General features: G+C 66.5%; 23 protein-coding genes. 10 read left to right on the top strand and 13 right to left on the bottom strand.

The window, feature by feature from the left end:
• Nucleotides 1-126 precede the first annotated feature (126 nt).
• Nucleotides 127-2,886, top strand: a complete 2,760-nt coding sequence (ppc, locus tag ASD14_RS12585) for a phosphoenolpyruvate carboxylase (RefSeq protein WP_056134282.1) — start codon at nt 127-129, stop codon at nt 2,884-2,886.
• Nucleotides 2,887-2,892: 6 nt separating this feature from the next.
• Here the strand turns inward: ppc and ASD14_RS12580 are convergent, their stop codons facing one another.
• Nucleotides 2,893-3,660, bottom strand: coding sequence for a tetratricopeptide repeat protein (locus ASD14_RS12580; RefSeq protein ID WP_056134279.1), 768 nt, complete (start codon nt 3,658-3,660; stop codon nt 2,893-2,895).
• Nucleotides 3,661-3,831: 171 nt separating this feature from the next.
• A complete protein-coding gene (locus tag ASD14_RS12575) occupies nt 3,832-4,512 on the bottom strand; it encodes an ATP-binding protein (protein WP_056134276.1) in 681 nt (226 codons plus the stop codon).
• Nucleotides 4,513-4,797: 285 nt separating this feature from the next.
• Between ASD14_RS12575 and ASD14_RS12570 the strand changes: the two genes are divergently transcribed.
• Nucleotides 4,798-6,258 (top strand): NEW3 domain-containing protein, encoded by a 1,461-nt coding sequence (locus ASD14_RS12570; protein WP_157475365.1) that lies wholly within the window; start codon nt 4,798-4,800, stop codon nt 6,256-6,258.
• A gap of 161 nt (nt 6,259-6,419) precedes the next feature.
• Here the strand turns inward: ASD14_RS12570 and ASD14_RS12565 are convergent, their stop codons facing one another.
• Entirely contained in the window at nt 6,420-8,252 is a 1,833-nt protein-coding gene (locus ASD14_RS12565) for a hypothetical protein (RefSeq protein ID WP_056134269.1), read from the bottom strand.
• A 192-nt stretch (nt 8,253-8,444) separates the two neighbouring features.
• Here ASD14_RS12565 and ASD14_RS12560 point away from each other — a divergent pair, with 192 nt between their 5' ends.
• Nucleotides 8,445-9,077: a response regulator transcription factor gene (locus tag ASD14_RS12560; RefSeq protein WP_056134266.1), complete on the top strand. Its 633-nt coding sequence runs from the start codon at nt 8,445-8,447 to the stop codon at nt 9,075-9,077.
• A gap of 49 nt (nt 9,078-9,126) precedes the next feature.
• Here the strand turns inward: ASD14_RS12560 and ASD14_RS12555 are convergent, their stop codons facing one another.
• The 4 genes from ASD14_RS12555 to ASD14_RS12540 all read right to left on the bottom strand — a co-directional run bounded on the left by ASD14_RS12555 (nt 9,127) and on the right by ASD14_RS12540 (nt 11,836).
• Nucleotides 9,127-9,471: a hypothetical protein gene (locus ASD14_RS12555; protein WP_056134261.1), complete on the bottom strand. Its 345-nt coding sequence runs from the start codon at nt 9,469-9,471 to the stop codon at nt 9,127-9,129.
• Nucleotides 9,472-9,716: 245 nt separating this feature from the next.
• Entirely contained in the window at nt 9,717-10,664 is a 948-nt protein-coding gene (locus ASD14_RS12550) for a DegV family protein (protein WP_056134258.1), read from the bottom strand.
• 134 nt (nt 10,665-10,798) lie between these two features.
• Nucleotides 10,799-11,413: a 2-hydroxychromene-2-carboxylate isomerase gene (locus ASD14_RS12545; protein WP_056134255.1), complete on the bottom strand. Its 615-nt coding sequence runs from the start codon at nt 11,411-11,413 to the stop codon at nt 10,799-10,801.
• 27 nt (nt 11,414-11,440) lie between these two features.
• The gene (locus ASD14_RS12540; RefSeq protein WP_056134252.1) at nt 11,441-11,836 is read right to left on the bottom strand and encodes a DUF1761 domain-containing protein; all 396 of its coding nucleotides are present in this window, start codon (nt 11,834-11,836) and stop codon (nt 11,441-11,443) included.
• A 108-nt stretch (nt 11,837-11,944) separates the two neighbouring features.
• Here ASD14_RS12540 and ASD14_RS12535 point away from each other — a divergent pair, with 108 nt between their 5' ends.
• A complete protein-coding gene (locus tag ASD14_RS12535; protein ID WP_056134251.1) occupies nt 11,945-13,645 on the top strand; it encodes a diguanylate cyclase in 1,701 nt (566 codons plus the stop codon).
• A gap of 206 nt (nt 13,646-13,851) precedes the next feature.
• On the opposite strand, the gene ASD14_RS12530 is transcribed toward ASD14_RS12535, so the two are convergent.
• Entirely contained in the window at nt 13,852-15,141 is a 1,290-nt protein-coding gene (locus ASD14_RS12530) for an amidohydrolase family protein (RefSeq protein WP_056134488.1), read from the bottom strand.
• 14 nt (nt 15,142-15,155) lie between these two features.
• Nucleotides 15,156-16,580, bottom strand: a complete 1,425-nt coding sequence (locus ASD14_RS12525; RefSeq protein WP_082538964.1) for an amidohydrolase — start codon at nt 16,578-16,580, stop codon at nt 15,156-15,158.
• A gap of 192 nt (nt 16,581-16,772) precedes the next feature.
• Between ASD14_RS12525 and ASD14_RS12520 the strand changes: the two genes are divergently transcribed.
• The 4 genes from ASD14_RS12520 to ASD14_RS12505 all read left to right on the top strand — a co-directional run bounded on the left by ASD14_RS12520 (nt 16,773) and on the right by ASD14_RS12505 (nt 19,279).
• Nucleotides 16,773-17,549, top strand: a complete 777-nt coding sequence (locus ASD14_RS12520; RefSeq protein ID WP_056134246.1) for an AMP nucleosidase — start codon at nt 16,773-16,775, stop codon at nt 17,547-17,549.
• Nucleotides 17,550-17,576: 27 nt separating this feature from the next.
• On the top strand, nt 17,577-17,984 hold the full coding sequence (locus tag ASD14_RS12515) for a GFA family protein (RefSeq protein ID WP_056134244.1): 408 nt from the start codon (nt 17,577-17,579) through the stop codon (nt 17,982-17,984).
• 175 nt (nt 17,985-18,159) lie between these two features.
• Complete coding sequence (locus tag ASD14_RS12510; RefSeq protein ID WP_056134241.1) at nt 18,160-18,732, top strand: lysozyme inhibitor LprI family protein; 573 nt, start codon at nt 18,160-18,162, stop codon at nt 18,730-18,732.
• A 10-nt stretch (nt 18,733-18,742) separates the two neighbouring features.
• A complete protein-coding gene (locus tag ASD14_RS12505; RefSeq protein WP_056134238.1) occupies nt 18,743-19,279 on the top strand; it encodes a DUF924 family protein in 537 nt (178 codons plus the stop codon).
• A 74-nt stretch (nt 19,280-19,353) separates the two neighbouring features.
• Here the strand turns inward: ASD14_RS12505 and grxD are convergent, their stop codons facing one another.
• A complete protein-coding gene (gene grxD, locus ASD14_RS12500) occupies nt 19,354-20,283 on the bottom strand; it encodes a Grx4 family monothiol glutaredoxin (protein WP_056134235.1) in 930 nt (309 codons plus the stop codon).
• A 141-nt stretch (nt 20,284-20,424) separates the two neighbouring features.
• Between grxD and ASD14_RS12495 the strand changes: the two genes are divergently transcribed.
• Nucleotides 20,425-21,261: a polysaccharide deacetylase family protein gene (locus ASD14_RS12495; protein WP_082538962.1), complete on the top strand. Its 837-nt coding sequence runs from the start codon at nt 20,425-20,427 to the stop codon at nt 21,259-21,261.
• Nucleotides 21,262-21,577: 316 nt separating this feature from the next.
• Here ASD14_RS12495 and ASD14_RS12490 read toward each other — a convergent pair whose 3' ends face one another.
• The 3 genes from ASD14_RS12490 to ASD14_RS12480 all read right to left on the bottom strand — a co-directional run bounded on the left by ASD14_RS12490 (nt 21,578) and on the right by ASD14_RS12480 (nt 24,343).
• Nucleotides 21,578-22,246 carry a methyltransferase domain-containing protein gene (locus tag ASD14_RS12490; protein ID WP_200947067.1) on the bottom strand — a complete coding sequence of 223 codons (669 nt, stop codon included), beginning with the start codon at nt 22,244-22,246 and terminating at the stop codon, nt 21,578-21,580.
• A 26-nt stretch (nt 22,247-22,272) separates the two neighbouring features.
• Nucleotides 22,273-22,899: an SGNH/GDSL hydrolase family protein gene (locus tag ASD14_RS12485; RefSeq protein ID WP_056134482.1), complete on the bottom strand. Its 627-nt coding sequence runs from the start codon at nt 22,897-22,899 to the stop codon at nt 22,273-22,275.
• 193 nt (nt 22,900-23,092) lie between these two features.
• Nucleotides 23,093-24,343 carry an aminotransferase class I/II-fold pyridoxal phosphate-dependent enzyme gene (locus tag ASD14_RS12480; RefSeq protein ID WP_056134230.1) on the bottom strand — a complete coding sequence of 417 codons (1,251 nt, stop codon included), beginning with the start codon at nt 24,341-24,343 and terminating at the stop codon, nt 23,093-23,095.
• A gap of 166 nt (nt 24,344-24,509) precedes the next feature.
• Between ASD14_RS12480 and rsgA the strand changes: the two genes are divergently transcribed.
• Nucleotides 24,510-25,649: a ribosome small subunit-dependent GTPase A gene (gene rsgA, locus ASD14_RS12475; RefSeq protein WP_235565404.1), complete on the top strand. Its 1,140-nt coding sequence runs from the start codon at nt 24,510-24,512 to the stop codon at nt 25,647-25,649.
• Nucleotides 25,650-25,770 lie beyond the last annotated feature (121 nt).

The raw sequence follows: 25,770 nt of genomic DNA, 5'->3' as shown, positions 1-25,770 counted from the left end.
GCTCCTGCAGGGCACCGCCAGGTCCACGGTTCCTGCCATGAGCTCATGACGCTCCGTCATCAGGCCATTTTCGTTACAAGCGAAATCATGCTGCCGCGCAACACGATCCCGTCCTAGACTCGCGGGATGAACCTGCCCGTGCCCGCGACGACGTCCGAACCCCTGCGCACCATCGAGTTCGCGCCCACCGACACGCTGCTGCGCGAAGACGTGAACATGCTGGGCGCGCTGGTCGGCGACATCCTCGCCGAGCAGCGTTCGCCCGAATTCCTGGCCGAAGTCGAGCGGCTGCGCCGCGCCGCGATCCGCCGCCGCGAAAGCGGAGCGCCGGTGGCGGAAATCGCGGAATTGCTCGAAGGCATCGAGCTTGAACACGCCAGCGACCTGGTGCGTGCGTTCGCCACGTATTTCCAGGCGGTCAACCTCGCCGAACGCGTGCACCGCATCCGCCGCCGCCGCGACTACGAGCGCCGCGGCAGCGCGCCGCAACCCGGCGGCCTGCACGACGTGCTCGCCGGTCTCGCGCGTGAACGCGTGAGCCGCGACGAACTGCTCGCGCTGCTGCCGCGCCTGCATGTCGAACCCGTCTTCACCGCGCATCCCACCGAGGCCGTGCGCCGCGCGCTGCTGAAGAAGGAGCGCGAAATCGTCACCTGCCTGGTCGCCGACATCGACCGCGGCCGCACGCCCGCCGAACGCCGTGCCGATCGCGAGCGCATCCGCCTCGCGCTCACCACCAGCTGGCAGACCGCGGAAGCACCTTCCGCCAAGCCGAGCGTCGCCGACGAATTCCAGCACGTCGGCTTCTATCTGTCGGAAGTGCTGTACCGCGTGCTGCCGGTGTTCTACGAAGTATTCGAAGACGCCCTGCGCGAAACCTACGGCGAAGCGCCGGTGCCGCACATGCTCGGTTTCGGCAGCTGGGTCGGTGGCGACATGGATGGCAATCCGAATGTCGGCGCCGACACCATCACCGCCACGCTTGCAGGCCAGCGCGCGCTGGTGCTGCAGGCGTATCGCCGCGACCTGCTGTCCCTGGGCGAAGCACTGAGCCAGTCGATCACGCGCGTCGGCGTGTCCGACGCGCTGCTCGCGCGCATCGGGTTCTATCGCCAGCACATGCCGGAGGCCGCGGCCAAGCTCAAGCCGCGCCACGCGGACATGCCGTATCGCAAGCTGCTCACCTTCATCTACGAGCGGTTGTTCGCGACGATGCACGAGCAGCCCGAGGGCTATGTCGATGCCGCGGAGTTCAAGGCCGACATTGCGCTGATCGAACAGAGTTTGCGCGAGCATCGCGGCGAACACGCGGGCGGTTTCGCAGTGCGGCGACTGCAGCGGCGCGCGGAGTGTTTCGGCTTCCATCTCGCCAGCCTCGACCTGCGCCAGGACTCGGCGACGCACGATGCCGCGCTTGCGGCGCTGCTCGAAGATCCGGTGTGGGCGGAGCGCAGCATCGCGGAACGCACGCAGCGGCTGCACCGGCTGCTTCAGGGCGATGAAGCCGTTGCGTCCGAAGGCAATGAAACCTCACGTTCGACGCTCGATGTGTTCCGCGCCGTCGCCACGTTGCGCCCGCGTTACGGCGAACACGCGTTCGGGCCGTACATCATCAGCATGAGCCGCAGTGCCGCCGACGCGCTGTCGGTGCTCGCCCTGGCGCGCATTGCCGGTTGCGTTGAACAGTCGGGTGGAAGCCAGATTGTTCCCATCGATATCGCGCCGCTGTTCGAAACCGTCGACGATCTCGATGCCGCTGCCGACACGTTGCGCGCGCTGTTCGCCGACCCGCTGTACCGCGAGCATCTCGCCGCACGCGGCAATCGCCAGGTGGTGATGCTCGGTTATTCCGACAGCGCGAAGGATGGCGGCCTGCTCGCTTCGCGCTGGGCGTTGCAGCAGACCCAGGTCGCGCTGACGAAGCTGGCACGCGACAGTGGCGTGCAGATCGCGTTCTTCCACGGCCGTGGCGGTTCGATCAGTCGCGGCGGCGGCAAGACCGAACGCGCGGTGATCGCGATGCCGCGCGGCTCGGTCGACGGCTACCTGCGCGTGACCGAGCAGGGCGAGGTGATCCACCGCAAGTTCGGCATTCGCGCGATTGCGCTGCGCAACCTTGAGCAGACCACGGGCGCCGTGCTGCGCGCCACCCTGCGTCCGCGCGTCGCCGAGCCGCGCGAGGAGCGCTGGCGCGCAATCGCGTCGGAGCTCGCCCGCGATTCGCGCGTGCACTACCGCGCGCTGGTGCATGCCAACGCGGATTTCCCCGCCTATTTCCGCGCGGCCACGCCGATCGACGTGATCGAGCGTTTGCGCATCGGTTCGCGCCCGAGCAAGCGCGCGGGCGGCGAAGGCGTTACGCGGCCACCGGGCATCGCTTCATTGCGCGCGATCCCGTGGGTCTTTGCATGGGCGCAGAATCGCTCCGGCCTCACCGGCTGGTACGGGGTCGGCAGCGCACTGCAGCGCGCGCTGCAGCAGCACAGCCACGATGCGATGGCGGAGATGGCGCGCGACTGGCCGTTCTTCCACACGCTGGTCGACGATGTCGAGATGGTGCTGGCGAAGTCGGATCTCGGCATCTTCGAACGCTACTCGCTGCTTGCCGGCGACCTTCATGCGCGCTTCCACGCGGACATCACCGCCGAATTCGAACGCACGCGCGACGCGGTCTTCGCGATCAAGCGCCGCCACGAACTGCTTGCCGAGGATCCGCGGCTGCGCCAGTCGATCCGCCTGCGCAATCCTTACGTCGATCCGATCAGCATGTTGCAGGTCGACCTGCTCGCACGCTGGCGCGCCAGCGGCAGCCAGGACGACGAGTTGCTGCAATCCTTGATCGCGACGGTGAACGGGATCGCCGCGGGTATCCAGAACACCGGTTAGCGGCGATCAGCCGGTCAGTTGCGCCTTGGCCAGTTGCGTCGAGAGCTGTTTCAACCGGTCGAGTTCCGGCTTGTTGAGGCGGCGCGCATAACCCGGCATGCGCTTGGCGCGCGAGAGCACCTGTTCGCACAGGCCGCGCGCCTTGTCGGTTTCGCCCCAGCCCTGCAGTGTTTCGGCGTAATGCACGTGTGCCTCGAAGCCGCTGGCGTAGCCGATCAGCGTTTCGAATTCCTCGCGCGCCCTGGCGCGGTTGCCTTCGGCCGCCACCGCGCGTGCATAGGTGACGTGGCCGTCCTGCGAGCGGAAGTCCGGGCGCTTGCGAATGACAGTGTCGAGGAGCTCGCGTGCCGCTGTCGCGTGGCCGGACTGCAACAGCGCGCGTGCCAGGCGAACCTGGATGTCGGGATCGCCGCTGTGGATGCCCTGCAACGCCGCCTGGTACTGCGGTACCGCCTCGGAGGCGCGATTGGACCCCAGCAATGCATCGGCAAGACGAAGCCGGTTGTCGGTCGTCGCCGCCATCTCGAACGCATCCTGCGCGGCGCGCAGTTCGCGCGTGGGATCGAGCACCTGCTTCACGCCGCGCACCAGCGCGTGGCCGTGGCGCGTGTAGCGCATTTCCGGCAACCAGATCATCAGCGCGTAGACGAGGCTGCCCAGCCCCGGGAACGCAAACAGGATCATCAGCCAATAGCGATCCTGCCCGCTGCGCACCGCGTGCATGGCAAAGAACATCGCAATGACCACGTGCAGGCCAAGGCCCAGGATTGGCATGTCGGCTCTCCCCAGAGTGAAGCCAGGCCGCATCCGCGCCGCCGGCCGACGGAGTCTAACGGGCGGGCACGGTTGCCCACACGACATCGCGCGCCGTTCGGCTTGGCCGAACTACACCTGCTGGACGTCACTGCGTGCCGCGGCCGCGTTGAACCAGTGCACCTGCTTTGCCTACGCGACCAGTTCCAGGTCGGTGTAGGCGAAGCGTTCTTCGCGCAGCACCTGTTCGCCGGTTTGCAAAACGAGCGCGTGCGCGAACATCGGCCCGGCATGGACGCATGTGTGGAATTCGCCGCCTTCGCCGCATGGATCCACGCCCGCCGGCAAATCGGCCAGCAACGTCGCATCGAATTCGCGACCACTGAAATCCGCGGGCAGCTGCGTCGTGTCGACGCAGCACAATGTCGCGCGCAGTCCGCCTTCAGTCATCGCGCGCGCGAGCTTCGCGGTGTCGGCGCCGAACAGCGGCGTTTCGATATTCCACCCGAGCCGCGCGCACAGTGTTTCGCGCCACGCGCGCACGTCTTCGAGGAACAGGTCGCCGAAGGCGATCGTCTGCAATTCCGGCCAACGCGCGCGCGCCTGCGCGAGGGCTTCGGCAAAGGCGGCTTCGTAGCGCGCGTTGTCGCACTGCTGCGGAATGCGTACCTCGATCAACGGCAATCCGGTCGCCCCGGCCTGCGCCAGCAGGATGTCGCGACGGATCCCGTGCATCGCGATGCGCTCGAAACCCTCCGTGACCGTGGTGAGCAGGCCGACGACGTCGACATCAGGGCGGTCGCGGAGCGTGTGAAGAGTCCACGCCGCGTCCTTGCCGCCGCTCCAGGACAGGAGGATGGGTTGTTTTCGCATGGGCGCAGCTTAGCGTGGCGAATTTCTCTGAATGGGAAAATAAAGGCATCTTTGGACACGGGTGGTGAAGTTTTAGCCAGCGTATGGATGAACTGGGCAACACGTACCGGTAACGCTGCGGCCGAATCCCCAACATCGCGCCCGTCGCTGGGCTTTAGGGGAAGCACGGCGCTGGTCGATAAACGGAAGTGTCGGCGTGGCCTTCGGCCAGAGCCGCGACGCCCCGGGGCGGAACCGGCACGGCAATGACGCCGGCCCGAGCAATCCACTTCCGAGGTCAGTTCAATGCATTTCCCCGCGATGGCGCTGCGCGCCACGTTCTGCTGCATCCTTGCGCTCCTGCTTTCCCTCGTCGCCGCTCCTTCCGCGCGCGCGGCCACCACCACCGGCGAAATAAAGACCGTGGTGATCCTGGTGAACTTCACCGACACCGCAGCGCCTTCCAACACGCCCGCCGAGCTCAACCAGCTCGTCTTCGGCAAGGTCAGCGATTTCTACTGGGAAGCCTCGTACCAGAAGACCTTTCTCAGCGGTGCCACCTTCGGCTGGTTCACCATTCCGGTGTCGACCACGCAGTGCACCTGGAGCCAGATAGCGAGCGAGGGCAATCGCGCCGCGGCTGCGGCCGGCGCCAACCTGTCGTCCTACACCACCTTCGTCTACCTGTTTCCCACCGCGTCCGGCTGCATCAACGGCGGAGGGGGCGATATCGGTCCCAACGGCGAGCACCGCGTGTTCATCAACGGCGTAGCCGGCTTCACCGAGCAGATGATCTCGCACGAACTGGGGCACCAGTTCGGCTTGCAGCATTCCGACGGCCTCGATTGCGACGTCAGCGCGCTCGGCAACACCTGCGTGCAGCGCGGTTACACCGACACGGCCGACACCATGGGCGGCCACGGCCATTTCAATGCATTCCAGAAGGAACGCCTGGGCTGGCTCAACGCCGCGGGGGCGCCGCCGATCACGACGGTCACCGCCAGCGGGCGTTACACGATCGAGCGCTACGAGACGCCGGGCACCGGTGCCAAGGCATTGAAGATCCCCAAGAGCGTGGATCCGGCCAGCGGGCAGAAGACCTGGTACTACCTCGAATACCGGCAGCCGATCGGCTTCGACGCGGTGCTGGCGGGCCTGGGCAACCTCACGACGGGCGTGCAGGTGCGCACGGGCACGCTGACCGCGGGTGGCATCGGCACGAGCCTGCTGCTGGACATGACCGCGAGCAGCAACGCGACCATCGCGTACGACATCTGGGACGGAGCGCTCGGTGTCGGCCGCACGTACAGCGATGCCGCCGCGGGCGTGTCTTTCACCGTGGTATCCGCCGACGCCAATGGTGCGGTGGTGGATGTAACCGTGGCCGCTCCGCCTGCCGCATGCGTGCGTGCCGCGCCGGCATTGGTCCTGACCGGGCCGACCTCGGCGCTTGCGGCAGGCAGCACCGCCAGTTACACCCTGAGCGTGAGCAACCGTGACGGCAGCGGCTGCACGGCCACCGCGTTTGCGCTTGCGCGTAGTGTGCCCACCGGTTGGAGCGGCGTGCTGGGTGCCACGAATCTCACTCTTTCGCCCGGCACTTCGTCGTCGACTACGCTCACGGTGGTCTCGTCGAGCACTGCGGGCGCGGCCAATTACACGATCGGTGCGGGCACCAGCAGTGCGGCTGGAGCCGTGCATACGGCCAGCGCATCGGCGACCTACGCGATCGCCAGCAAGACTAGTGGCAGGAAGACGCGGCGTTAGCCTGCGATGCCGCTGGCGTGCGGACCGACGGCCCTTTCGCGAAGGGGGACAACTAAGAAGCGGCTCAGGCGCGCCGCAATGCGTGCACGAAAAAGGGCGGTGCAGATCGCACCGCCCCTTGTCCTCGCGTCATGCTGCTTGCGGACGCGTTCGCCGATGCCCTAGTTGTTGATTCCGACCGGGCACAGGTCGCAGCTTGCCGACTTGGAGCTCGCATCCACCTTGATGCCCGGGTTGCTGTGCGCAAAGCCCGACGCGCTCACCGTGTCGCCGTACTGCGCCTTGTCCGGATCGGTCTGGTCGGCGTCCGGCTTCAGCGGGGTGTAGCAGTCGGTGATGTTGTTGACCGTCACGCCCGGATCGATCGTGTGCGTCGTACCGGGGATCTGGCTCAACAGGTTGGCCGAACTGCCGTCGTTACGCGCGTCGCTGAGCGAAGAAACGTCGATCTTGCTCTCGCCGGTGTTCTTCAGCGAGATCGACACGCACACCTTCGGCTTGTAGCCGTTCTCCGGATCGAGCACGACAGCGTTCGGGCACGACTTGGTCAGTTCGAGTCCCGTCGGAACGTTCTTCACGCATTGCGGCGTGGTGTCGGACGAGCCTTCCGCGTAACTGTCGGTGAGGCTGGTGCCACCCGGCGACTGTCCGGCGCGGATCGAGGCCGAGTTCGCGAACGGGTTCGACGGCGAAGTGCAGACCAGCGTCACCGCCATCTGGTTCGCAATGCCAGCCGCCAGCGAATCGGCGACCTTGATGTACGTCGTGTTGTTCGGGAAATAGAGCCCGTTCGCCGGAACACTCGGGTTGCCACTGCCGCCACTGATCGCCACGATCCGGCAGATGTTGTCGCCGCCGACCGCGTCGTCGCGGATCGCGACGTCGAACACGTTGCCGCCCAGGCCATCGTTGCGGATGGTGAGCACGTGCTTGGTCTGGTAGACCTCTGCGCCGGCGTTGTACAGCGGGCTGACGCCTGCCTCGGCCTGGCATTCCTTGCGTACCAGGTCGATGCTGCCGCAGGTGTTGAAATCACCGAGGGCGAGATCCTTCAGGTCCGCGGTTTCCGAATGCGCGGTGCGGGTGTTGGCCAGGAAGCTGTTGAAGCACACGTCGCCCACCAGCGCGGTGATGTCGATGCCGCCTTCGAACAGGCTTTGTGCCGGCAACTGGCCGCTGGTGCCGAACTTCGGCACGTAGGGCCAATACGAACCGGTCTGGCTCGCATTGGACGTGCCGCAGGCGGCGTCGTCCGAGGTGCACACGGTAGTGCCGTTCGAGAGCTGGGCGCGGAGCAGTTGCAGGCTACCGGCGGTGTCGCCGCCGCTCCCCACCCACTCGAACACCTCGATCCTGCTTTGCGCGCCGCCATTGATCACGTCCAGCTGGACGAGGATGTCGCCGCGCTGGCCGGTCGCCAGGTTGCGTGCGGTGTGGTTCGGACTGAAGCCGTCGATGCCAGTCAGTTCGACCTTGTTGCGGAAGAACCAGAAGCCCAGCGCCGCGTCGCCGTTGTTCGCCAGGCGGTCCATGCCGAAGTAGATCACCCGATGCTCCGGCGTGGCCGCGTTGCTGTCGTGGTCGACCATGTAGACCTTGGCGAACGCGTCGGTGATGTTGTCCTTGTCCGGCGTCACCTTGGTCACGTCCTTGCGCGACCAGCCGCTCAGGTCGAGCGAATCCTTGCCGGCGTTGTACTGGGTTTCTTTCGCGCCGCCGGCGGGCAGGTCGTGGACGAAGGTTTCGCCGTTGCCCGCAACCGGCGAGCCGGTCGACGGAGGCGTGACGCCGCTGAGTTCGAAGACGCCCTGCCAGTCGTCGGCGCCGCCGGCAGGATCCGTCACGTTGCCGTCCAGCTCGAACGGGAAGGGGCTGCCGTGGACAGCCAGCGCACTGGTCAGGATGAGGCCGCCGGCAAGAGCGGCCCCGAGGGCGGTGCCAAGGGCTGCGATCTTCCAACTGGCCCTGGTGCGGTTTCGTTTTTGATCAGACATGAGAAGCACTCCTTCGCGAGGGGGAAGCCGCGGGAGTAGGAATGGGCAGCTGCAGCCGCGGCCGGTCGACTCTCCCCTTGCTTCAGCAGCCCCGGAATCGCCCGTACGGGGGCGGCAAGAAGATGGCCGCCTGCCCGTACGCCCCGCGTTCTTGCCCGTATGGGTGCGCGCGTGCACCCCTTGGGAGGATCAATGGCGGGTCTGCCCGTCCTCGCTTTCGGACGCGATCGCCGCTGGGCTGCGCACCTGCAGCGGGTGCTGTCGCTGCACGGGGACGTGGAATGGTGCGGCGTGTTCACCGCGGAGACCTTTCCCACCGCGGCGGGGGGACGGCGCGCGATCTGGCTGATCGATGGCGACGACCTCCGCTCTCCGCGCCTGCCGCTGGGCGATGCGCCGGCCAAGGTGTATTGCTTCCGTCACCCCGATGTCGCCAGCCTGCGCACCTGTGCTCGCCTGGCTGCGAGCGGCTGCCTGGAAAAACTCGCGAGTCCCGATGTGTTGCTGCGCGCGCTACGGGCCGTCGAAGCGGGGTTGTTCGCGGTCGACACCAGCCTGCTGACGCGCGCGCTCGCGGCGGAACGGCGCGCCCCCGCGCCGGTGGACAACAACCTCGGCCATCTCACCGACCGGCAGCGCGAGATCGTGCACTGGGCCGCGATGGGAATGAGCAACAAGCAGATCGGGCGGCGCCTGGGCATCAGCCCCGAAACGGTGAAGAGTCACCTCCACCAGGTGTTCGAGCGCGAAGGCATCAGCGGGCGAGTTGCCCTGCTCGCACTGCATCGGCCCGATGAGAAGGCCACGGTGGACGAGATCGTCTGATCGCTGCTGGCACTGTCGGTCGACGTGCTCGTTCCGCCGAAAGCAACCCTCAGGCCGCAGTCACGTCGCGCAGTTCCCAACCGCTTCCCGCAAGCAGACGCAAACGGTGCTTGAGGATGTTGCCTGGAATCGAACTGGTGACGACCAGCCCCACGTGCAGGTCGTCCTGCTGTCCGAGGACCATCGCATCGGGATCGGTCACGGCGTAGGAAGGATCGATATCGTCGGGATCGTCCTGCCGCTGGCGCCAGCGTTCGAACAATGACCGGGTCCGCAACGCATCCTGCAACTGCGCGGCAAATTCGTCCGCGCCATGCGCGTTGAACGAAAGTGCCGGATCACTGCCGCGCGCACGCGACGGCTCGGGAAGACTGAGGTAATAGCGGGTCGCCATCCGGATGCCCCTGTCGTGGAAATCGGTTTTAGCTTAGGACGCTTTTTATTGCCCGGGCGTGAACATCCGGCGCATTGCGACGTCCGGGAATCACGGTCGTCGCGTGCACAAGGGCGCGATGTGTCGAAATTACGGAAGCCGTATGCACCCCGCTTCCGCCCGTCGTTCGCGCGAAGACAGGCGCCCTTCATTTCCACGAGCTGAAGTGCGCCGGATCGTCGGGAAACCAGACGTTCTCGAAACCGTTACAGCTCGACCTTCCCGGTTTCCGCCGCGTAACCGAGCGCGAGCCCGCCCTTGCCCAGGTTGACCATGCTGGTCAGGCTCATCACCGTCTCGAAGAACTCGACGTTGTTCGCCGCGCACGCCTGGCGCAACCAGTCGAAGCCGGGCAGTGCATGCAGTTCGTCGAGTTCGCCGCCGAAGCTCACGCACATCGTCGGCGTCATCAGCTCGTTGCGTTCGACGCGGCGTACCGCGTGCTCGAACAGTTTCTGCGCGGCGGCGTCGAAGTTCTTGACCTTGCCGACCGGGCCGGTCTCGCCGCGATTGCAATGCAGGATCGGCTTGATGTCGAACGCCGTGCCGAGCTTGGCCGCGAGGAAACTCACGCTGCGGTCGCCGCGGATGCGCGTGCGTTCGCGCATGTAGTTGAGATCGCGCGGGATCAGGAAGCCCTGCGTGTGCAGCGCGAGGTTTTCCAGCCGCGCGCGGATCTTCGGCGTGCCTTCGCCCGCGGCGCGCAAGCGCACCGCCTCGACTGCGGGAATCGCCTGCGCGGCGAACAGGTTCTGCGTATCGATCACGCGCAGCGAGAACGGCGAGTGGTTGCCCGCGGCCGCGCGCGGCGCCTTGTATTCGTTGAGGATCGCGAAGCTGGCCTGCTGCGCGTTGTCGAAGATCTGGCTGCGCGTCTTGGTGATGGTGAGGCAGAAGACGAAGTCGTAATCGATGACCAGCTTGCCCAGGAACAGGTCGCGGATCTGCTCGACGGAGAACGGGCTGCTCTCGGCTTCCCAGCCGCGTTCGGCCAGGTGCGTCTGCAGGAACTGCAGCGCGGCTTCGGGGTTGCGGTAGTCGGCGAGGACCGCCGAGCCCATGCGCACGGTGGTCGGCAGGATCGAGATCTGGTGTGCCTGCAGATAGCTTTCCGGCAGGTCGCACGGTGAATCAACGACAAGACCAATACGCATCGGAGCCCCCAACGGCTGCGTTTCGTGACAAAGCGCACGAAGCATACCCCGATGGCTAAAAAATCGCCGCGCGCAAAGGATGCGCTTCGTGGCGTGATCGCCGGCTCGTTCAGCTTTGAACGGACGTCCGCGGATCAGCGACGCTGGATGCCAATGGGCAGGGAGCCCACACGCTGCATCTCGGGGTCTGCGATCACATCCGGATTGCGCAATGCAGCAATCGCAAAGCCATGTGCATCGTTGCCCCAGAACAGATGCCCGTCGAAGGCCAGCGTCGGCACGCCGTACACGCCGGCCGCGATCGCCGCTTCGGTATTCGCGCGCAGCCGTGCCTTCACCGCTTCGTCCTGCGTCAACGCGGGGTCGACGCCGAGCGCTGCCGCGACTGGCGCCAGCGATTCGATCGACTCGCCGGTGTTGCCTTCCTTCCATATCCAGTCGAAGAGCGCATCGACCGCCTGCGCGGTGCTTCCAGCGGCGATGCACAGGCGCAACGCGGCCATCGGATTGAACGGATGCGCCGTTGGAAACCGCAGCGCCACGCCTTCCTGCCGCGCCTGCCAGAGCACATGGCGGTAGGTGAACTCGCGTTTGCCCGGAATTTCGGCGGGACCCTTCTGACCGCATGCCGCAAGCACCGCGCCGAACACGATCGGGACCGGTGTCACGGCTTCCGGCAAGGCTTTCACCTTCTGCCAGTGCAGATAGGAAAACGGAGAAATGAAATCGAAGTACCAGTGGATCGTCATGGCGCGGTCCCGCAAGTGCCGGTTACGTCAATGCCACAGGCCGAGGATCACGCCGTACAGCACGAACTGCAGCACGTGGTAGCCGCCATCGATCAACCACAGCTTCAGGCTGCGCTGCGCGAAGGCGTAGTTGATGCCGAAGCTGGTGGCGACGAAGGCGAAGCCGACCAGCACGCCATGGTGCACGCCGAGCGGCAGCGATGGAGCGGGGCCGAGCAATACCGCGAAGGCGGTCGCGGCGATGAAGGCGAGTACGAACGCGCTGCCGAACACGCGGCCGGGATGGCCCGGTTTGCCATTCGGATCGATGCCGGCTTCGCGGCACCACGCGTTCTTGAACAGCGGCCCGTACCAGATGCCGCCGAGCACGAACGCCGAAACCGCCGCAGCGACCACCGCCAGCCATTTGATGTCGAAGGACATGCGTGGTTTCCCCTGTAAGCTCCGATGAAGGCTTCAGCATACGTCTGCCCGGGCTTGCGGTGTCATGCGCACGGGCGGACACTGCCCGTGCAGCCGGGAGGCAGGGGCATGAAGGCGGCATGGTGGGCGGTATGCGTCGTCGCGTGGTTGGCCCTGCTGCCGGCCGGAGCGCATGCGCGCGGCGGCGACAACGGCATGGCCCGTATCGAGCGCCTGCAGTCTGGCGTCGACGCTGCTCCCGGACAGATTCTGCAGCAGCCCGAAAGCGCGTGGACGTCCACCGCCGAGCCCAACCAGCTCGCCGGCGCGAAGCACGGCAGCGGCTGGTGGCGATTGCACGCCCGGCACGCGGACGACGTACGCCTGCTGCTGGTCTATCACCCGTACAGCGCGCGGCTCACCGTACTGGCGCCGCCTGACTACCAACCGCAGCACCGGTCCATCTTCGACAGCGAACTGAGCAGCGGGCATTCGCGCCGCGCGCTGGCCTTCGCGTGGGACGACACCACGCAGCCCGTTTACATCGGCGTCGAGGATGCGCGTTATCCGCTGCAGGTCGCGGTGCGCACGCGGGAGGATTTCTCGGTCGAGGATTACGGCCACGTGCGCGTGCTGTGGCTGAGCCTGGGCATCCTGATCGGTGTTTCGCTGGTGACGTTGCTGTTTTGGCTGCAGCTGCGCGAACGCGTGTACCTGTTGTTCGCCGCGACCATGGCCCTGCAGCTGATGTACGTGCTGCTTGCCTATGGCGATGCGTATGCGTTGACGATGTTCGGATGGCTGGCACGCTTCGGCGTGGAAGGCATCTGGTTCATCGCGACCGCATCGACGATCGTCACCGTGTTCTTCCTGCTCGACTTCGCCGAGCTGTGGCCTCGCGCGCCGATGTTGAGCCGGATGCTGTTCGCGGTTGGCGCGGTGCTGCCGTCGCTGCTGCTGGTCGCGCTGCTGGTATCCGGGCTAATGGGCACGCATGACCGCAACTGGTTTCCGCCAATCGGCAATTCGCTGTTGCTGGCGGCGAACGTGCTGGCGATCGTCACGCTCACGGTGGTGTGGCTGCGTGGCGGCCGGCACGCGGGCTTCGTGCTGATCGCGTGGGTTCCGCTGGTGACGGTTTCGACCGCGCGCGCATTGCAGCTCGGTTCCGGCCGACCGTTGAATCCGTGGCTGGAATACGGGCTGCCGCTGATGCAGGCCTTCGCCGCGGTCGTGCTGGTGCTGGGCCTCGCGCATCGCATGCGCATGTTCCAGCGCGAGCGCGACGCCGCGCAGCAGGATGCCGAGCACGATGCGCTCACCCGTGTCTTCAACCGCGCAGGGACAATGCGCCGACTCGATCGCGCGATCGGCGAAAACCGCGAACGGCGGCTGCCGTTGTCGGTGCTGTTCCTCGACCTCGACCATTTCAAGCGCATCAACGATACGCACGGCCATGCCGTCGGCGATGCCTGCCTGGGCGCAGTCACCGAAGTCATCCGCTCGGAGATGCAACCCGAACAGAGCCTGGGCCGGATCGGTGGCGAGGAATTCCTGCTATTGCTGCCCGGCGCTGCGCGACGCCAGGCGCGCGATCTCGCCGAACGCATCCGCGAGCAGGTCGCACTGCGTTGCGCGGAAGTGCAGGGTGCCCCGGTGGCGCTCACGTTGAGTATTGGCGTGGTCGAGTGCCAGCCTGTGGACAACACGGCTTCGCTGTTGCAGCGCGCGGACGAGGCGATGTATCAGGCGAAGCACGAAGGCCGCAATCGCGTGGTGGTGCTCGACCGACGCGATGGCGTGGACCGGCGCAATCCGGTAACGCCCTGAGCCGTGGCTTTGTAGAGCGGAGCTTGCTCCGCTGCTCCTGCTTCCCTTCCTGCTTCTCTGCCGTCGTGGAAAAGCGGCGGAGCAAACTCCGCTCTACAAAGCGCGATCGTTTCTCGATGCACCGCGCAGGCCGCGGCGCGGCTTTGAATACGAACAAAGCCCGCCGAAATGGCGGGCTTTGTTCTCAACGCAAGATCGGATACCGATCACTTCCCACTAGCCGGATAAGCCCGCGGCAAGCCGCCGGCTTCCGGTGGCGTCGCCGCGCGCAGATAGCGATCGCGCAGCTCGGTCTGCCGGCTACGCATCGGGATCGCGCGGCCGTCCAGCCACACCTGCATCGCCACCGCGCTCACTTCCAGCGGATCGCCGCTCCACAGCACCAGGTCGGCGCGCTTGCCGACGACGATGCTGCCGAGCCTGTCGGCCACGCCGAAGGTTTCTGCCGGCACGCGCGTCAGTCCGGCCAGGCCGTCTTCCCACGGCAGGCCGTTGGCCACGGCATTGCCGGCGAGCTGGCGGATCTTGCGCGCGTTGTGCGAAGCATCGCCTTCCTGCGCGAAGCTCACCGCCACGCCGGCTGCGCGCAGGCGTGCCGCGTTCTCCATCGTCGCGTTGATTTCGTCGAAGTTCGCAGGCAGGTTTGCCAGCGGATTGACGAACACCGGCACCTTCGCTGCGGCGAGTTGCGGTGCGAGCTTCCACGCTTCGCTGCCACCCGCGATCGCAACCCGTACGTTGTGCTTCGCCGACCAGCGCAACAGTTGGCGGATGTCGGCGGCGCGATGCACGCTGACGACCACGCGACCGCCGCCATCGAGATACTTCGCCAGCGTCGCGCGACCGGCGGGCGTGAGCAGCGCCGCGTGCGAATCCTGCGGAATGCGGCCGCGCACTTCATCGACCAACTGATCCAGCAGCATCCATTGCGCCGCGCGCGAATTGCCGGTGAGGCCTGCCGCATCGCTGCCGAGGTTGACGAACAGCACGCGCGGCCCGATCGGATCCGGGCTGCCGTCGAGCCGCACGAGTCCGCCTTGGCCGCCGATGATCGAGCCGCCTTCGGTGGTGTTCGCGCCGAGCAGTGTCCAGCCGATGCCTTCGATGCGCTCCACCGGCACCAGCATCGAATCCGGGTTGTAGGCGAGGGTCACGTCGAATTCCGGACGCACCGTCATTTCCTTGCTGCCCGCGCCGAGGCCGACGGAAGCGTCGACCGTGCTGCGTTCGCCCGAGACTTCTTCCAGGCCGATCTCGGTGATGCCGCCGAACAGCGTCGGCGTCAGCGGACGTCCCTGCGCATCGATCACCTGCGCATTCGCGCCGGCGGAGAGGCTCTTGCCAATCGCGCGGATCACGCCGCCGCTCACCAGCACGTCGCTGTTCTGCAGCGTGCCCTGCGCCGTTGCGGTGTGCACGGTGGCGTTGCGGATCAGCACGTCCTGCGCGTGCGCGACACCTGCCGACAACAGCAACGCCCCCGCAAGCGCGGTCATTTTCGCGAAGCGGTTCATTGCACACCTCCCGTCACGGCGCCCTGTCCCAACATGAAGTCCGACTTCGGCTGCCGCGACGGATCATTGCGGTCAAACACGCGCGCGCCATCGACATAGACCTGTTCCGCCTTCGCGTAGACGCTGAAGGGATTCCCGTTCCATACCACCACGTCGGCCATCTTGCCGTTCTCCAGCGTGCCGGTTTCATCGAGGATGCCCAGCGCCCTGGCCGGGTTCTGCGTCAGCCAGCGGATCGCGCGTTCTGGCGCGATGTCCATGCCGGCGAGCCTCGCGTGCGCGAGCACCTTCGCGGCTTCCTGGTTGAGGCGCTGGATGCCTTCTTCCGAATCCGAATGCACGATCGCGCAGCTGTTCGCGGGGCGATCGACCAGGGCGATGTTTTCCTGGATGCCGTCGAGCGCTTCCATCTTGAAGCCCCACCAGTCGGCCCACAGCGCGCCGCACACGCCTTCGGCTGCGAGGCGGTCAGCGAGCTTGTAGGCCTCCACGCCGTGGTGGAACGCGGCGACCTTGAAGCCGAATTCCTTCGCGAGGTCGAGCATCGTCGCCATCTCGTCGGCGCGATAGCAGTGGATGTGCACGCGAATGTCGCCATTGATCGCACCGGCGAGCGTGTCGAGCTTGAGGTCGCGCTTGCCGCCGGTGTCCTTGCTGGAGTCGGCCTTGTCGCCATTGCCGCTGCCGCCGCCCTTGCGCTTCTTCATGTATTCGGCCGCGTCGATGAACGCGGCGCGATAACCGGCGACGTTCGCCATGCGCGTCGACGGGCCGCCTTTCTGGCCGTACACGCGCTTGGGGTTCTCGCCGCAGGCCATCTTCAGGCCCCACGGCGCGCCGGGAAATTTCATCGCCTGGTAGGTCGTCGCCGGCACGTTCTTCAGCGTGACGCCGCGGCCGCCGATCAGGTTCGCCGAGCCAGGCAGCACCTGCATCGAGGTGATGCCACCCGCGAGCGCGGTGAGGAAACCGGGGTCCTGCGGCCATACCGAATGCTCGGCCCAGACGTTGGGCGTCACCGGTGACGTCGCTTCGTTGCCGTCGCTGTGCGCGCTGACGCCGGGGCTCGGGTACACGCCGAGGTGCGAATGCACGTCGATGATGCCCGGAGTGACCCACTTGCCGGTGCCGTCGACGCGGATTGCGTCCGCTGGCGCCTCGAGCGATGCGCCAACCGCGGCGACCTTGCCATCGCGCATCAGCACGTCCGCGTTCTCCAGGCGCTCGCCGGTGCCGGTGAGCACGGTCGCGTGCTGGATCAGCACCGGTGCCGAGGCGATGGCGCGATAGGTGCTCGGATACGGATCATCGGTGAAGGACGGTCGCGATGCCGACGAGGGTGGCGTCCCCCGGGTCTGCCCGGTGCTGGTGCAACCGGCGAGCAGGACCACCGCGAGCGCGGCAGCAAGTGGTTTGAACATGGGCAATCCCCCGCGACGAAACGGGCACCGTAGCCCGAAGCCGCGAAGCTGCAACGTGACTATGGTCATGGGAGCGGGCGCGGAGTCCGGACCATCTCGCCAAGCGCCCGTTCGCGCACATTGCGGGTCCCGCCGTGCGCGTCGGCGCCGTATCCTCTCCCGATCCCCCAGTCCCCCTTCCGGGCTTCTTCGATGAAAGACAAAGAACAGATCGTCGGCAACTGGCTGCCGCGCTACACGGGCGTGCCGCTGGACGAGTTCGGCGAACACATCCTGCTGACCAACTTCAGCGGTTACCTGCACACCTTTGCCCGACTCACCGGTGCGCAGGTGATCGGCCTGGACCGCCCGATGCCGAGCGCCACCGCCGACGGCATCACCATGATCAACTTCGGCATGGGCAGCCCCAACGCCGCGACGATGATGGACCTGCTCACCGCGATCATGCCCAAGGCCGTGCTGTTCCTCGGCAAGTGCGGAGGGCTGAAGAAGAAGAACCAGCTCGGCGACCTCGTGCTGCCGATCGCGGCGATCCGCGGTGAAGGCACCTCGAACGACTATCTCGTGCCGGAAGTCCCCGCGCTGCCCGCGTTCGCGCTGCAACGCGCGGTGTCGACGATGATCCGCGACCTCGGCCACGACTACTGGACCGGCACCGTCTACACCACCAACCGCCGCGTCTGGGAACACGACGACAACTTCAAGGAATACCTGCGCAAGCTGCGCTGCATGGCGATCGACATGGAGACCGCGACGATCTTCGCCGCCGGCTTCGCCAACCGCATTCCCAGCGGCGCGCTGCTTTTGGTGTCCGACCAGCCGATGGTGCCCGAAGGGGTGAAGACCGAAGCCTCCGACGCGCGCGTCAGCGCCGATTACGTCGACAACCACATCCAGGTCGGGATCGAGGCGCTGCGCCTGATCCGCCGGCACGGCAAGTCGGTGCGGCACCTTCGCTTCGACGAATAACGACCTCCAGCAACCACAAGGACGAACATGACCCTGAAGACGTACACCGGCAGCTGCCATTGCGGCGCCGTCCGTTTCGAAGCCGACCTCGACCTGAACCAGGGCACCGGCAAGTGCAACTGCTCGGTCTGCACGAAGACGCGCAACTGGGGCATCACCATCAAGCCCGAGGCGTTCCGCCTGCTCTCGGACGAAGCGGCGTTGAGCGACTACCAGTTCGGCACGCTCAGCGCGCACTGGCCGTTCTGCAAGACCTGCGGCGTGCGTGCGTTCGGCCACGGCGACATCCCCGAAATCGGCGGCAAGTACGTCTCGGTGAAGGTGAACTGCCTCGACGATGTGTCGCCCGAGGAACTGCTGGCGGCGCCGGTGCATTACTGCGACGGCCGCAACAACAACTGGTGGGAAACCCCAGCGGAAGTGCGCCATCTTTGACGTGAACGGGTAGCGTGCGCGTGCGCAGGAAGGTCGCACGCGCAGTGCCAATGGAAGTGCGGGCCGTGTGAACGCCGGAGCCTGAAAATCCCTGAAAAAGCAGGGAAATCCGCCTTCGCAGTCGCAAGCCATGCGACCCCCGCCGCGCAGACTATGCCCTCAAGAGGAAGGGGTTATGGAAAAGATCGTCTACCTGCTGATCGGCGCCACGATCACCTGGGGTCTGTACTTCATCCAGCGCACGCTGGAACGGCGCAAGACCACCGAGGTCATCGATCGCAACCAGAAGCTGCTCAACCTGAAGCAGGGCCTGGAGCAGGCCAGCACCAACCTGGAGGACCTGCGCCAGTTCGAGAGCCAGCTGATCGGCAAGGCCGAAGCCGCAGTGAAGATCGCCGGCCATTACGTCAGCCAGGCCGGCGAAGTCGCGCGGCACGGCGACACGTTGAGCGCGCACGACGAGTTCAGCCAGCAGGCGATCGCCGGTTTCCAGCGCGTGGATGCACGCCTGGATGGTCTCGTGGAGCACCTGGGGAAACAGCTCGATGGCGACAACCTCGCCGCGTTCGAACAGGTGCACCTGGCGTGGCTCTCGTTCCGCGAACGCTACGCGCGCTTCATCGCGCAGTCGTACTCTGGCGGCTCGATCCAGCCCCTGATCCACGCGGTCACGCTGGAAAGCATCACCGCGGCGTGGATCGCGGAGCTTGAAACGCAGCTCGGCGACGACGACGACGCCACCGATTGAAGGATTGCGCATGACCACCGCCAACGAGATCGTCAGCTTCTGGCGCGACTCCGGCCCCGACCGCTGGTTCGGTGGCGGTGATGCGTTCGATGCGGAATGCCGTACGCGTTTCCTCGAAGCGCACCTGCTCGCGGCGCGGCGCGAATTCGAACACTGGCTGGCGGACGCCGAAGGCGCGCTCGCGCTGGTACTGCTGCTCGACCAGATTCCGCGCAACGTGTTCCGCCGCAGCGGCCACGCTTTCGCCACCGACGGACTCGCGCGCCATTACGCCTCGCGTGCGTTGACGCTGGGCTTCGACACGCAGGTCGACCTCAACCTGCGCGGCTTCTTATACCTGCCGTTCCAGCATTCGGAAGCGATGGCGGACCAGGAACGCTCGCTCGAGCTGTCCGCGCGCCTGCCGCCCGGTGGCGATCGCTGGGCGAAGCACCATTTTGAAATCATCAGGCGTTTCGGCCGCTTCCCGCATCGCAATGCGGCGCTGGGCCGCGAGAGCACTACCGAAGAACGTGAGTTCCTGGCGAACGGCGGCTTTTCGGGATAGCGGGAATCGTGCGGGTGATGGTTCCGATGTTGTAGATCGGAGCTCGCTCCGTTCTACAAAGCATCCACTGCCCCTCAGTATCGCGGCACATGCTCATCGGCCTCGAGCGCCCACGCCTCGATCCCGCCTTCGATGTTGTACACCTCGCGGAACCCGAGCCCGCGGAAATGCTCCGCCGCCTGCGCGCTGCGTCCGCCGTGGTGGCACAGGAACGCCAGCGGCGTGTCTTTCGGCAGCGCTTCCAGGTGCGAAAGCGCGTCGCCATCAAACACCGAGAACGGCACGTTCACCGCAGCGAGGGCGCGCTCTTCCGGCGGACGAACGTCGACGAGCGTGAGCGAACCCGCGGCGGCGCGCGCGTTGGCTTCCACGACCGCCATCGTCTTCACCTGCGGCGGCGCGTTCGGGTTGTCGATCACCAGGCCGCGGCCGCGTTCGTCGTCGACCCAGTCGATCGTCATGCCGTTGGCGCGGCGCGCACTGGCCATGTCGAACTGCGCGCGGATGCCGTCCTGCTCGATGGCAATCGCATTCGCGTCCACCGGGGCCAGCTGCAGCTTCGCGTTGAAGCGCGCATCGACATCGACCTGCAGCGCGTAACCGTCGCCGGCATTCTGCAGCGCGTCGCGCAGCATGCCCACGGCTGCGGGCGTGATGGTGATCGAAGGCGGCGTGCGGTCGGGCGCGGACAGGCCGAGCAGGGCGTGCAGTTCGCCCGAATTCACCATCTGCTCGATGATGTCGCTGCCGCCGACGAGTTCGCCGCCGACGTACAGCTGCGGGATGGTTGGCCAGTCACCGTACTGCTTGATGCCTTCGCGGATCTCCGGATCGGCCAGCACGTCGACATGCGCATAGTCGATGTCGAGCGACGACAGCGCACCGACGGCCTTCGCCGAGAAGCCGCATTGCGGCGCGCGCGGCTCGCCCTTCATGAACAGCACGACGCGGTTCGACTGCAGCAGGGATTCGATGCGCGAACGCAGTGCGGGATCTAGGGACATGGGATGTTCCGGAGCGGGGATGAGTGAATTTTACGCCTGCCCGCGGGAACCCGAAAAACGAGGCCACGCCCCGGCTGCTGAAGGCAATCGCCGGTGGCTTAACCGCCCGGGCGGACAGATCCCCATGTCATCATCTTCCCAATGACCGCGCCGCTCCATCGTCCACCGCGCCATCCGCATGCCTGGATCGCCTACCTGCTGCTCTCGCAGCTGGCGATGGCCTGTGTCTGGTGGCGCTGGGGCTGGCATTGGGGGCTGCCGGCGATGCTGCTCTCGCATGCGCCGCTGTGGTGGGGCACGTTCAAGCCGGATTCGCGCCTGTTCAGCCCGGTGTTGCGCCGCCTGCCCACGCGCGCGAAGCAGGTGTGGCTGACCATCGACGATGGCCCGTCCGCCGATACTTCCGCGATCCTCGACCTGCTCGACGCCCATCACGCACGCGCCACCTTCTTCGTAGTCGGCGAACGCGTAGCGAAGCAGGCCGAACTCGTGCGCGAGATCGCCCGCCGTGGCCACACCCTCGGCAACCATAGCCAGACGCATCCGCAAGCCTGGTTCTGGGCACTCGGGCCACGGCAGATGCGCCGGCAGATCGCGCAGAACCAGGCCACGCTCGAAGCAATCACGGGCACGGCGCCGCGCTGGTTCCGCGCAGTGGTCGGCATGGCCAATCCGTTCGTGTCCGCGCCGCTACGCGAGCATCGTCTCGCACGCGTCGCCTGGAGCGCGCGCGGCTTCGATGCCCTGGCGGCGGATCCTTCTTCGGTCGTTGCACGTATCGAACCAGGCCTGGCACCCGGCGCCATCGTGCTGCTGCACGAAGGCGCGAAGCACGGACGCAATGTGGAAACGCTGGCGTTGCTGCTGCGGCGACTCGACGCACTGGGTTACACGACGGTGCTGCCGGAAGCGCTCGAAACTACGACGGACGTACCGAACCCAGAACTCGTCATTCCCGCGAAGGCAGGAATCCCGTGACTTTGCTTTGTGTGAACGGCAGGGAGCGCTGATGGGCCCCTCGCTCCTCATTCCCGCGAAGGCGGGAATCCAGCGACGTTGCTTTGCGTGAGCGGAAGGGAGCGCCGATACGCCTGCCCGTCATTCCCGCGAAGGCGGGAATCCAGCGACTTTGCTTTGCGTGAGCGGAAGGGAGCACCGATACGCCTCGCTCGTCATTCCTGCGAAAGCAGGAATCCAGCGACTTTGCGTTGTATTCGAAGAACGGAAGGCGCTGGATTCCTGCTTTCGCAGGAATGACGAGCAAAGAAAACACGAGCACACCGCAAACAGACAGCTACTTCGTCGCCACAACCCGCCAGTTGTTGAATGGCGTGCGGCCATACAGCGGCGTGAATTCGTAGCGCAAGCCCGCCGCTTCGAAGCGCGCGCGCAGCGCATCGGCATCGGGATAACGCGAAGGCCCGGCATTCATCCAGCCCAGCACGCGCGAGAACACATCGACCGCGCGGGTCACGTGCGCGCGCCCGCTGCCATCGGCCAGTCCCGTGCGGATCACCAGCTTCGCGCCCGGCACCAGCATCGCGATGGCGGCATCGAGCGCACGCGACTGCGCATCCGGCGGAACGAACTGCAGCACGTCGAGCAGCGTCACGCTGCCGCGGTGCGCCGGATACTCGCGCGCCAGGTCGACCACGTCGAAGCCGGCGTCCTGCAGTCCCACGCGCGTGGAAGCCAGGCGCGCCCGCGCGATCTTGCCGGCATCGTTGTCGACGCCGCGGTAGGGCAGGCCGATGCCGTGTCCGCGCAATGCATGCGCAAGTAGTCCCAGTCCGCAGCCCAGGTCGAGCAGCGGCGCGGTCGTGCCGCGCAGCGCCTCACACACGCCCGGATACAGCGGATCGCTGCCCAGCTTGGTGCGCGAATACCAATAGTCCCAGTAACCATCCCGGATACGGTCGGGGAGGAAGGCCTGCGCGATCATGCGCGCCTGTCCGCTCGACAGCGGTCGCGTCGCCGCGTGCGCGTGGTTCATTTCGTGAGCAGCGAACGTGCGACCGGCAGCGCGGCCTGCGTCCACAGCGTGTACATCGCCGCGGAAGGATGCAGTCCGTCGTCGGCGAGCATCGCGGCTTCGGCCCCGCGTTCGCGGGAGACCGGGGTGATGTCGACGAACGTCGCGCCTTCCTTGTCGCACATGCGCCGGGCCTGCTCGTTGAAGGCATCGACCTCGGCGCCGATCGTCGCCGCGTCGCGCTTGTCGTTCACCGCGAAGGGCGTGATGCCCCAGTCGGGAATCGACAGCACCAGCACGCGATCGGCACGCCCGCGTGCGTAACGGATCGCGCGATGCAGCAAGGTGTGGAATTCGCCGCCGTAAGCGACCGCACTGCGGTTGCGGTACTGGTTGTTGACGCCGATCAGCAGCGACACGAAGTCGAAGGTGCCCAGCGGTTCCACCGCATCGATGCCCCACTCGAGTTCGTCGGTGGTCCAGCCCGTCATCGCGACGATGCGCGGGTCGCCGAGCGGGATGCCTTCCTCGCGCAACGCTCGCGCGAGCTGCACCGGCCAGCGGCCGTCTTCGGCCACGCTTTCGCCGATCGTGTAGCTGTCGCCGAGGGCGAGGTAGCTGAGGGTGTCGTTGGCCGCGTCCATGACCGCATTGTAGGGTGGGCCCCGGCCCATCGCGTCACGCCGGATTGACGGTGCATCGGTGGCGGGCTTGAGCCCGCCCTACGCGGTTTTTGCAACCGCAACGGCTGTAGAGCGGAGCTTGCTCCGCTGCCTTCTTGGTCGATGCGAAAAATCAACAGCAGCGGAGCAAGCTCCGCTCTACGGGCTCGTGCTCTCAAGCCACCGCAGTCCGCTTCGCGCGATTCTGCTCCGCATACCGGTCCAGCACCCGTTCGATCCGACGGAACACTTCGCGCAGGTCGTCCGGTTGCGGCAACAACGTCACGCGGAAGTGGTTGCGGTAGGGCACGTTGAAGCTCGAGCCCGGCACCACCAGCACGTCCTCGGTTTCCAGCAGTTCGAGCGCAAACCGGTGGTCGTCGAAGCCGACGGCCGCATCGCCGGTCACCGCCGGGAACGCGTACAGCGCACCGGCCGGCGTCACCAGTTCCAGGTGCTCGCTCGCGGCGATGCTTTCGCTGACGGCGCGGCGCGCTTCGTACAGGCGGCCACCCGGCGCGCACAGCGGCGCGATCGTGTCTTCGCCATGCAACGCTGCTTCGATCGCGAACTGACCGGGCACGTTCGCGCACAGGCGCAGCGCACCGAGCAGGTCCATCGCATGGTGCAGGTCGCCGCTGGCGAGCGGGTCGCCGCTCAGCACCGCCCAGCCCACGCGCCAGCCGCAGGCGCGATGCACCTTCGACAGTCCGCCGAACGACAGGCACGGCAGGTCGCCGGCGATCGGCGCGATCGGCGTGAACGTCGCATCGTCGTAGAGGATCGAGTCGTAGATCTCGTCGCACATCAGCAGCAGCTTGTGGCGCTGCGCGACGGCGACGATCTTCTCCAGCAGTTCGCGCGGATAGGCGGCGCCAGTCGGGTTGTTCGGATTGATCAGCACGATCGCGCGCGTGCGCGGCGACACCAGCGCTTCAATTTCTTCCGCGCTCGGCAGGAAGCCGTTTTCCGGCTTGCACTGGTAATACACCGGACGCCCGTCGTTGAGAATCGTCGCGGCCGACCACAGCGGGTAGTCGGGCGAGGGCAGCAGCACCTCGTCGCCGGGATTGAGCAGCGCGCGCAGCGACAGGTCGATTAGTTCGCTGACGCCGTTGCCGATGAACACGCGCTCGGGTGTCGCATTCGGCGTGCCGCGTTGCTTGTGGAAGGCCGCGATGGCTTCGCGCGCCATCGGCAGCCCCTGCTGGTGCGTGTAGGGGTCGGTCTGGTCGATGCGTTCGGCGATCGCGCGCTGCAGGTGTTCCGGCGCGCGGAACCCGAAGGCGCCCGGGTTGCCGATGTTGAGCTTGATCTGCTTGCGGCCCTGGGCCTCCAGCTCGCGGGCTCGCCGGGCCAGCTCTCCGCGGATTTCGTAACGGACTTCGGACAGGCGTTCGCGGGTCTTCACGGAGGGCAGGGACATTGGCGCAACAACGGATCGGGCGGGCCAGACTAGCCGAAAAAAGCCGCTGGTTCAGCGAAATGGTTGCGGTTCGGCTGATGAAATAACCGCCGATGCGCAGCGCACAAGGCAACACCGCGCGCGGCCACGGCTAGAATCCCGCCATGCACGCCGACCGCGCCATCGCTTGAACCCCGGGCCGAAGCCTCCCGCTCCCGCCGACCTGCAGGCCATCGGCTGGCCGCTGGCCGACGACGGCCTTCCCTCCGAACCGGCCTGGCGCGAAGCCCTGATCCTGCGCCCCCACGCCCGTCCCGCACGCGTGGTCGAGCAGCACCGCAGCGGCTACATCGTCGCCGACGCTCCGGACCACAACTTCCCGGTCGAATCCCTGCCCGAATGGCAGCGCCCCGCGACCTACCGCAAGGGCGGCAGCGCGCCCGAGGAACGCCCCGCGGTTGGCGACTGGGTCCTGATCGAAGGCAATTCGGAAAAGCACGCGAAGATCGTCGAGCTGCTTCCGCGCCGCACCGCGATCAAGCGCGCCGCCGCGGGCGAGCACTACAAGCAGCAGCTCATCGCCGCGAACGTCGACACTGTCTTCGTCGTCTGCGGCCTCGACGCCGACTTCAACGTGCGCCGCATCGAACGCTACCTCCTGCTGGTGCGCACCGGCGGCGCCGAGCCCGTGGTAGTGCTGACCAAGTCCGACATCGCCGACACCGACAGCGCCGTGGCGATCAGCGTGCTCGAACTCGCTGCGCACGACATCGCCGTGCGCGCGGTCAACGCCAAGGATCCCGACAGCGTCGCGGCGCTCCATCCCTGGCTGCAGCCGGGCCACACCGCCGTGCTCGTAGGCTCTTCGGGGGCCGGCAAGTCGACGCTCACCAACACGCTGCTCGGCATCGAGAAGATGAAAACCGCCGGCGTGCGCGAGAGCGATTCGCGCGGCCGCCACACCACGACCTACCGCGCGCTGATCCCGCTGCCGACGGGCGGGTGCATGATCGACACGCCCGGCATGCGCGAACTCAAGCCCACCGGCGAGGAAGACGTCGCCGAGAACTTCAGCGACATCGAAGCACTCGCCGAGCAATGCAGGTTCCGCGACTGCAAGCACCAGAAGGAACCCGGCTGCGCCGTGCGCGCCGCGATCGAAGCCGGCCAGCTCGATCCGCAACGCTTCGCCAATTTCCTCAAGCTCAGCGACGAAGTCGCTTCCGCCGCGAACAAGGCCGCGAACCGGCGCGCGCAGAAGGCGGACGACAAGGTGCAGGTGAAGTCGCTGAACAAGCGCCTCGATGACAAGTATGGGCGGCACTGACTCGCCATCGATCCCGTTTGTCCCCCTTCCTTTCGCGAAGCGAAGGGGAGGGCCGGGAAGGGCTGCTTTTGTTTGTGCTTCTGTTTTTGCTTGTGTTTTTTGTTCTGCCTTTGCGTCCGAT

Origin of the sequence: Lysobacter sp. Root494, from assembly GCF_001427225.1 — a bacterium.
Lineage (GTDB): Bacteria > Pseudomonadota > Gammaproteobacteria > Xanthomonadales > Xanthomonadaceae > Agrilutibacter.
Note: the sequence above shows the minus strand (reverse complement) of the source record. Positions and strands in the feature narration are given on the sequence as shown.